The organism is Tianweitania sp., assembly GCF_032053605.1.
In the GTDB taxonomy this organism is placed as follows: Bacteria; Pseudomonadota; Alphaproteobacteria; order Rhizobiales; family Rhizobiaceae; genus Tianweitania.
On the sequence record NZ_DAMBUH010000154.1, the window covers coordinates 1 to 5,550 of the forward strand.

Annotated in this window: 8 protein-coding genes; 1 reads left to right on the forward strand and 7 read right to left on the reverse strand. The window is 60.8% G+C overall.

Features of this window, described 5'->3' with window-relative positions; all coding sequences use genetic code 11:
- From RTX98_RS19580 to RTX98_RS19605, 6 genes are all read right to left on the reverse strand, one after another.
- Positions 1–866 (reverse strand): methyltetrahydrofolate cobalamin methyltransferase (locus RTX98_RS19580; RefSeq protein WP_312798532.1); only part of this gene is annotated, 866 nt, incomplete at its 3' end.
- Positions 867–901: 35 nt separating this feature from the next.
- Positions 902–1,765 carry a methylenetetrahydrofolate reductase gene (locus RTX98_RS19585; protein ID WP_312798533.1) on the reverse strand — a complete coding sequence of 288 codons (864 nt, stop codon included), beginning with the start codon at positions 1,763–1,765 and terminating at the stop codon, positions 902–904.
- A gap of 17 nt (positions 1,766–1,782) precedes the next feature.
- Positions 1,783–2,085, reverse strand: coding sequence for a virulence factor (locus tag RTX98_RS19590; protein WP_189502568.1), 303 nt, complete (start codon positions 2,083–2,085; stop codon positions 1,783–1,785).
- A 108-nt stretch (positions 2,086–2,193) separates the two neighbouring features.
- A complete protein-coding gene (locus RTX98_RS19595; protein ID WP_312798535.1) occupies positions 2,194–2,862 on the reverse strand; it encodes an exopolysaccharide biosynthesis protein in 669 nt (222 codons plus the stop codon).
- An 81-nt stretch (positions 2,863–2,943) separates the two neighbouring features.
- Positions 2,944–3,516 carry a DUF4893 domain-containing protein gene (locus RTX98_RS19600; protein WP_312798537.1) on the reverse strand — a complete coding sequence of 191 codons (573 nt, stop codon included), beginning with the start codon at positions 3,514–3,516 and terminating at the stop codon, positions 2,944–2,946.
- Between the two features lie 42 nt (positions 3,517–3,558).
- A complete protein-coding gene (locus tag RTX98_RS19605) occupies positions 3,559–4,227 on the reverse strand; it encodes a DUF1638 domain-containing protein (protein WP_312798539.1) in 669 nt (222 codons plus the stop codon).
- 57 nt (positions 4,228–4,284) lie between these two features.
- Here RTX98_RS19605 and RTX98_RS19610 point away from each other — a divergent pair, with 57 nt between their 5' ends.
- Positions 4,285–4,440, forward strand: coding sequence for an entericidin (locus tag RTX98_RS19610; protein ID WP_312798541.1), 156 nt, complete (start codon positions 4,285–4,287; stop codon positions 4,438–4,440).
- Between the two features lie 114 nt (positions 4,441–4,554).
- Here RTX98_RS19610 and RTX98_RS19615 read toward each other — a convergent pair whose 3' ends face one another.
- Positions 4,555–5,247 (reverse strand): B12-binding domain-containing protein, encoded by a 693-nt coding sequence (locus RTX98_RS19615; protein WP_312798542.1) that lies wholly within the window; start codon positions 5,245–5,247, stop codon positions 4,555–4,557.
- Between the last annotated feature and the right edge of the window lie 303 nt (positions 5,248–5,550).

Below are 5,550 nucleotides of genomic sequence, written 5' to 3' on the forward strand. Positions count from 1 at the left end.
TCGCCGGGCTTGTAGTCCTTGTAGGTCTTGATCCAGGTCGTGCAGTTCTCGTCGGTTCCAGCCAGAACATTGGCGCCACGCACGGCTTCCATTTCCTGTGGGCGGCAAGGGTTCATGATGGCCGAGGTCATGCCGGCGCCGATCACCATGGGGATGAAAGCAGCGTTGATGCCATGGCGGTGGGGCAGGCCGAAGGAGATGTTGGACAGCCCGCAAGTCGTGTTGACCTTGAGCTCCTCGCGCAAGCGGCGCAGCAGCGCAAAAACCTGCCGGCCTGCATCACCCAGCGCACCGATCGGCATCACCAGGGGATCGACCACGACGTCATGGGCAGGGATGCCGAAATCAGCGCAGCGCTCGACGATTTTCTTGGCGACCGCGAAGCGCACATCCGGGTCCATGGAGATGCCGGTCTCGTCGTTGGAGATCGCCACTACCGGCACATTGTATTTCTTGACCAGCGGCAGGATGGCCTCGAGCTTTTCTTCCTCGCCCGTTACCGAATTGACCAGCGGACGGCCCTTGGCGACCTTAAGGGCGGCCTCGATTGCCGCCGTCACCGAACTGTCGATCGACAGCGGCAGGTCGACGAGGCCCTGCACGATCTCCATCGTCTGCACCAGCAGGGCCGGCTCGGTGGCGTTCGGGTCGACGGCCGTGACGCCAGCATTGACGTCGAGCATGGTCGCGCCGGCTGCAGCCTGTTCCAGCGCGTCCTTAATCACCGTCTCGAAATTGCCGGCCACCATTTCGGCGGCCAGCTTCTTGCGGCCGGTCGGATTGATGCGCTCACCGATGACGCAGAAGGGCTGGTCGAAGCCGATGACGATTTCGCGGGTCGCGGAGGCAACGATCGTGCGGGTCATGTGTGTGGAGGCCTTGAAGGTGGATCGGTTTCGGATCAGGCGAAGAGCGCAGAAGGATATGCAGATGTCTTTATATCCCATGAGCCGCGTTTGACAAGCCATTCGGCCGACTTCTTCAAGCCGCCGAACGGAAAGACGTGGATCTGGGTAATGGGCGAGCTTGGACGCCGTGAGCTGGCTTCGATCGGCCCGACGACTTCTTCCGGGTTGTGGCCGACAGCAAGAGCAGTCAGCGACAGCGCGTTCTTCTTCAGGAAGTCGATGGAATTGCCCACGCCGCACATGGCTGCATATTTGATGAGGGTGGGGAACTTGGCGGGGCCGGCGACGCCCAGGTGAACCGGCATGTTGATGCCTTCTGCGCGCAAACTGTCGGCCCATCCGATGAACTTGGTTGGATCGAACCCGAACTGGGTGACAATGCGGACATCGATCCCCGTGCGATCGGCGAAAGCCTGCTTTTCCCGCAGTGCCTGCATGGCGGAGTCCAGGGAAAAATCGGGACTGCCTTCGGGATGGCCGGCCACGCCCATGGCCTTGATGCCGTTGCGCTCGAACACGCCGGTGTTCAGCACCTCCATGGCCGAGGCGAACTCGCCGGCTGGCTTGTCCAAACCGCCGCCAATCACCAGCACATCGGTGACGCCGGCTTCGGTGGCTGCGCGATTGACCCGGTCTTCCAGGGCGGTCCGCGTCGTCAGCCGGCGGCAGGCGAAATGCGGCACTGGCGTGTAACCGAGGTCACGAACGCGCTTGGCCGCTGCCGTCAGGTCGTCCGATGTGTCGGTGCCGATATCGGTGATGTAAACGCGCGTGCCGGCCGGAAAGAGACCGGGAAGCTCGGCTGATTCGAGTGCCTGCTTGGGCACGACTTCAATGGATGCAGGTATGTGAATCATTGCCGAGCCTCCTCCGGCTAGCCGTCGCTGCGCCCGCCCGCCTTGACCAGCGCGACGAGCTTTTCCCGTGGATAGTCCTCTTCCAAACGCGTCATCGCCTTGTCGGCCTCGGCTTCCAGATCGTCGGAAACCGGCTCGGGCGCAGCGCGCCGCCAGTCCGCCAGGTAAGCGTCCGTATCGCCCGCACCCGTCCGCATCGCGCACATGTCGATCGCTTCCGTGAAGCGCAGCGACAGTTCGCGTTTGGCGGTTTGCCGGCCTTTCTTGACGATCACCTGGGCGGGAATGTCCCGCCAATAAACAACGACCAAATCGGCCATGTTTGCGTCCTTTGCGTCTTGGGTTGAGGTTGCAGGATGTGCTTGCCCGCCGCTTGTTATGCGACGACGCTGGCGCATTCAAAAGCGACGCGCTTGCCTGTGGTGCTGCTACCAGAACCAAGCTGCAACAGCATGCAGCGCATAGTTGACCGTGCCGGCCAGCGCCACGATCAAAACGACGGAGAAAGAGCCGGCCGCAGCAGCGACGCCAAGCAGGATGCCGTCGCGTTCCGACAAAGCGAGACCAGACAGGGCAATGGTCAAAGCGGGAAACCAATTGCCGAGCGGGATCGGCAGCGTCACCAGCGTTCCCATCACAAGCGCGAGCAGGCCGATGACGCGCTCGTCATAACGGTCCGGCATCGGCCAGAAGCGCGGCCTGATCCAGCGTTCGAGCCAGACCAGCCGCGGAATGAAGCGCTCAGCCAGTGCACGAAACTGTTCGGCCTGAACGGAGCGCACGAGAATGAATTGCGGCAGCCAGGCGATCTTGCGGCCCCACACCATCTGCGCCGACACGATCATCAGCGGCAAACCGAGAACGAGCGTCGTGCCCGGCGGCAGCGGCAAAAGGTTTATGGCGGCAAAGAAGACGAGGAGGGCGGCGAAGCTGCGGTCACCCAGCGCGTCACGAATCTGGCGTACCGTAACCGGGCCGTTGGCATTGTCGGCGAGCGACTTGAAAACCTGCGACAAACGCGGTGGCAACGGCTCGCCGTCGATCAGATCGCGGGGAACTTCGGGAGTGCCTGGCCCGAAGGCGGGGTCTTCAATCATGGGGAGTGTCGGTTCCTGGGCTTCGGCTGGCCATGGTCATTTAGAGGATCATGGCAGAGGTTCACGACAATCCTTCATGCATCATCGACGCAGTTCCAGAATATCGAGCTTGGACTCGAAAACGGGCGCCGGAAATTCGATGCGGAACCCCTTTGCCGTGCGGAAGGCATAGCCGACCTGATCGGCATCGGCATATGTGCCATAGCGCTTCGGCTGCTCGCCTTCCACGAACTGCGTGCCGAGATAAGTCAGCCGCAGATCGTTGTCGTCATAGAAGCGGCCTTGCGTGCGCTGCGAGCCGTTGATCTTGCTCAGGAACCAGCCGGCACCATCATCCGTCACCCGGCACTTGAACCAGCCATAAACAACGGCGGCGGGATCACCACCAAGCTTGATCGTGCGGCATTGCCAATCGCCCTTCATATCGAAACCCGCAAAGCGCAGCGGACGCTCGGTCATGACGGTATTGACGATGTCGACGTCCTTTGCATCGCCGTTTTCGCGCGCGTCGTTCAAGGCTTCCGTGCGGGTCGCCTCGTATTTTTCCAACCGCGCCGCGTCGCTCTTGGTGATGATCCGGGCGATCGCGCCGTCAGCGTAAGCCGAGGCTGTTGAGCCAAGAAGAACAGCCGCTAGAATCAGTCGACGCATCATGAAATCCTTCGGAGCCTTATGGCGAACCCGATCATCGCAGGCTCATTGATGAGGAAGCGCAGCACGTTGCAGAGCCGGCTCCAGATCGCCATAGCCGGTAAAGCGATATTCGTAGTCCAGGTGGAGATAGTCGGCCGCCCATCGGGCTTTTTCCTGAAGAGCCGGATCATCCGTCTGCGCGAGATAAACGATCTTGGTGTAGTTGCCGAACACCATGTCGCGAAGTTCGGGATGCTTGTCCAGCTTCAGCGGTTCGATCACGAAGGCTTCGAATTGCCGCGTGATCAGGTCGGTCAGGTAGAAGGCCGTAAATTCGGTCTCGATACCAGCCATGAAGCGCTCGTTGCCCGTAAAGAAGGCATAGCAATGCGGCCCCTCGATGCGCTCGACGCCTTCTTCGGCGCAGATCTTGTCCAGTTGCCCCTGCGTACCGCACTCGGCATAGCCAATGAAAATGCGGCGATAGCCTTTTTCGCGCGCCGCCTTGATCTGATCGCGCATCGCAGGTGCGATCTTTGCGGGATACACATGCCAGATCGCCGGAAGGCAGGTGAGGTCGACATGGTCGAGGCGGTTCAGCCTGGTCAAGGCCAGCACTTCGCGGGCGATGGCACCGCAGGCGATCACCAGAAGCCGGTCCTGGACCGGCACGGCGCCGCCAGCTGCGAACGAAACAGCTTCTTCTTTATTTTCGCTGCGGCGCTGACTCATGGGAACTATTTTAGCATCTTCTCGTTTTGGGAGCGAAACAACCCTGAGGGACGACAAATGACCAACTCGCGCATTGCTACCATCGCCGTTCTGGCCGCCGCGCTTATGTCCGCTGCTTGCGCCAACACGATCCGCGGCGTAGGTGCCGATACCGCTAACACCGTGAACGCTACGCAGTCCGCAGGCAAGAACGTCTCGCGCGCCGCGCAGTAAGGAAAGCCCGAACTGGACGCCGCGAGATCCGCCGCCGCCAGTTCATCTAAAACAAAGGCCGCGATATCCATCGCGGCCTTTGTTGCATCTGGACGTTAAGACCGCCGATCAGCCTCAAGCGTGCTGATTGTGCTTGCGCTTCATGTACTGCTTGGCCGTTTCCACCGCCACAGCGGCGTCGCGGCAATAGGCGTCGGCGCCCACGGCCTTGCCGAACTCTTCGTTCAACGGCGCGCCACCCACCAGCACGACGTAATCGTCGCGAATGCCCTTTTCCTTCAGCGTATCGATCACGACCTTCATGTAGGGCATGGTGGTCGTGAGCAGGGCGGACATGCCGATCAGGTCCGGCTGATGCTCTTCGATGGCGTTGAGATAGTTCTCGACCGGATTGTTGATGCCGAGATCCACTACGTCGAAGCCCGCACCTTCCATCATCATGCCGACGAGGTTCTTGCCGATGTCGTGGATGTCGCCCTTGACGGTGCCGATCACCAGCTTGCCTTGCTTCGGCGCGTTGGTGGCAGCCAGGAGCGGGCGCAGGATGAACATGCCGGCCTTCATGGCGTTGGCCGAAAGCAGCACTTCCGGCACGAACAGGATGCCATCGCGGAAATCCTCGCCCACGATGCGCATGCCTTCCACCAGCGCTTCGGTCAGGACCTGATAAGGCTCCCAACCGCGTTCCAGCAGGATGTTTGTGCCTTCCTCAATCTCCTCCTTGAGGCCGTCATAAAGGTCGTCATGCATCTGCTGAACGAGTTCTTCGTCGGAAAGCTCGGACAGGATGATTTCGTCGTCGGACATTCTGTGCTCCCAGGCATGCCGCGCTCTTTGGGCGAGCGAAGCAGTCACGTGTAGCTTATTCCGTAAACTACGCGTTCCGCATAGTCATTTTGCGACGCGCGCCGAGAAGAAAGCGACTGGATTCTTGCGCCGGCCCCTTGTCGATTTTGCGACACATGCTGGCGCAGCCAAACCGTTTCGCGGGGGGTGCTCGACTACCATCGCCGGAAAGGTCTATGTGCCGGTTCATTGGGTGCGGGCTTGCTGGTTCAGGCCGGTTTGTGGGTTAGGGAAGAGAAAAATGAGCGATACAGTTGCGGCTAA

What these genes read in the sequence shown, in the direction of transcription:
- RTX98_RS19585 (WP_312798533.1), bottom strand. Translation starts at nt 1,765, where the DNA reads ATGATTCACATACCTGCATCCATTGAAGTCGTGCCCAAGCAGGCACTC.
- RTX98_RS19590 (WP_189502568.1), bottom strand. Translation starts at nt 2,085, where the DNA reads ATGGCCGATTTGGTCGTTGTTTATTGGCGGGACATTCCCGCCCAGGTG.
- RTX98_RS19595 (WP_312798535.1), bottom strand. Translation starts at nt 2,862, where the DNA reads ATGATTGAAGACCCCGCCTTCGGGCCAGGCACTCCCGAAGTTCCCCGC.
- RTX98_RS19600 (WP_312798537.1), bottom strand. Translation starts at nt 3,516, where the DNA reads ATGATGCGTCGACTGATTCTAGCGGCTGTTCTTCTTGGCTCAACAGCC.
- RTX98_RS19605 (WP_312798539.1), bottom strand. Translation starts at nt 4,227, where the DNA reads ATGAGTCAGCGCCGCAGCGAAAATAAAGAAGAAGCTGTTTCGTTCGCA.
- RTX98_RS19610 (WP_312798541.1), top strand. Translation starts at nt 4,285, where the DNA reads ATGACCAACTCGCGCATTGCTACCATCGCCGTTCTGGCCGCCGCGCTT.
- RTX98_RS19615 (WP_312798542.1), bottom strand. Translation starts at nt 5,247, where the DNA reads ATGTCCGACGACGAAATCATCCTGTCCGAGCTTTCCGACGAAGAACTC.